We start from the raw sequence: 2023 nt of genomic DNA on the forward strand, positions 1-2023 counted from the left end.
GATGAGGCTGATGTCGCTACCCGCCGTTACTGGTTGGGGCTCGGACTGACTCCGGTTCCAGCCGACTCGTTCGTCGCAGGCAGTGTCGGCGATACTCCGGACGTCTCGCCGTGAGCTGAGGCAGAGACACTCGCTCGTGCCTCCTTGTCAGGCGTCAGGGAACCGGGCACACGCGGTGAGTCCGAGGCCGCTGCCGCCCCCTGGATCAGGTTTCTCGATAGCTTCGAGGAGCAAGACCGATCGGAAAGGATGAGGCGAATTGGTGGACAAAGACAGTCCGTCGTTGTTGATGATCGACGCGGAAACCGCTCGCGATCGCGACGACGCGATCTCTGTAACCCGACTGCCGGACGGCGACGGATGGTCACTCGAGATCCACGTCGCCGGTGTCGCTGATGTCGTTACCCACGGTTCGATCGCCGACGAACAGGCATTCCTTCGGGGTGGGACCCGATACCTCCCCACACGCACAATTCCGATGCTCGGGGAGGAAGCAGAATCAGCTGCCACGCTCACCGCGGATGCCGACCGCACAACTTTGCAGGTCACCGCCGTAGTCGACCGAGACGGCGCTCTCCACGATGTGAGCGTGGGCAGAGCCAGAATCGCTGCGGGCCGCTGTGTCGCGCTCAATCATGGCCAGGTTCCGTCGATCCTCGCTGACCAAAGCCACCCGCTGCACCAGGACGTCGCCGCCGCAGACGAAGCGGCGCAGGTGCTGCTGAATGCGCGCAGGGCCAGCGGCGCGCTCGCGATCTACGATCTCGCCGCCGGCTGGGCGACGGACGAAGACGGTTCCCTCGTGCGAATCGAGGCGCCCAACCGCACCAGTGCATATGTCATCGTCCAAGAAATGATGATCGCCGCCAACGAGGCGGTGGCGATGTGGTGCATCGAGGCGGGTTTGCCAATCCTCTTCCGCAATCATCGGATGAACCCGGTTGCCGGGAGCGCCGAGGACCTGATGCACGAGTATGTCGCCGCCTCTGGTGATGCGACGCTGTTCGACAAGCTTCGAAGCCGGATGCTCGCAGCCGTACGGCCCGCGACTTACGAACCGACAGTGCACGGTCACCACTCCCTTCGGTTGGCCGCGTACACGCACGTCACCTCTCCCCTGCGGCGGCTGGCAGATCTGGTGAACCAACGAATGATCTTCGCTTACCTCGACCACGATCCCGTGCCGTATTCCGGTAGTCAGCTCTCGGCGATCGGGACCGATCTCAACCGTCGTGCTCGGGAGCGGCGTGAGTTGAAGAAGAACAGCTTCAAGTCTGCGAGCAAACGGATCGTCGCCCGCCAGGCTGCCGGCGACCTCTCGGTCTTGGACTCCGGCGGGTTCACCAAGGTGCTCAAGAGTCTGCGGAGCCAGCCTCTGAGCGAAGATCTCGCGATCGAACTGAAACGTCGCTCGGGTACCGACCAACTCTCGGTAGCCGATATCGCGTTCCTCATCGACGCGGTCGATCCTTCGTGGAGGGCGTCGCAACTGGACGTGGTGGACCAGATGTCGCTCACTCACCCCGAGATGGCACCGAGCGCCGCGGCGGCGTGGCGACAGATCGAACCGGAGCGGCCTGCGGGCATCGTCGAGTTCGAACAGCATGGACCGTCACACGATCGCTCTTTTGCGGCGAGGGCGACGCACCTGGGCTCGCAAGGTCCGTGGGTTGTTGCGAAGTCGAAGAAGGCGGCCGAGCAGGGAGCCCTGTGGGCGGCGATACGGGCGCAGCTCGCTGGTGTCGTCGTGGCGGACAGTGCCCCGGACTGGCCCGTTGCCGCCGTATCGGAGGCAGAAGCACCGGTGGACAGCGACTACGCCCCCGCGCAGAATCCTGTGGCCAAACGGAGGCCTGAGAATGAGGCCGCGGGCTCGGTGGTCACGATCGCATTGAGCGGTGCCAAGAAACAGAAGGCGCTGTCGAACCCCGTTGCCTGGTTGATGACGCTGGCACAAAAGGAGAATGTTCCGGCTCCGGAATGGGTGTTCGACGCTCAGGGGCCTGATCATGCGCGGCAGTTC

1 protein-coding gene is annotated in these 2023 nt (G+C 64.0%); it reads left to right on the top strand.

Features of this window, described 5'->3' with window-relative positions; all coding sequences use genetic code 11:
* Nucleotides 1-262: 262 nt before the first annotated feature.
* A partial coding sequence (locus VIQ49_RS27365; RefSeq protein ID WP_331890065.1) for an RNB domain-containing ribonuclease occupies nucleotides 263-2023 on the top strand: 1761 nt, incomplete at its 3' end.

It is taken from the genome of Williamsia sp. (assembly GCF_036566845.1).
Classification (GTDB): domain Bacteria; phylum Actinomycetota; class Actinomycetes; order Mycobacteriales; family Mycobacteriaceae; genus Williamsia.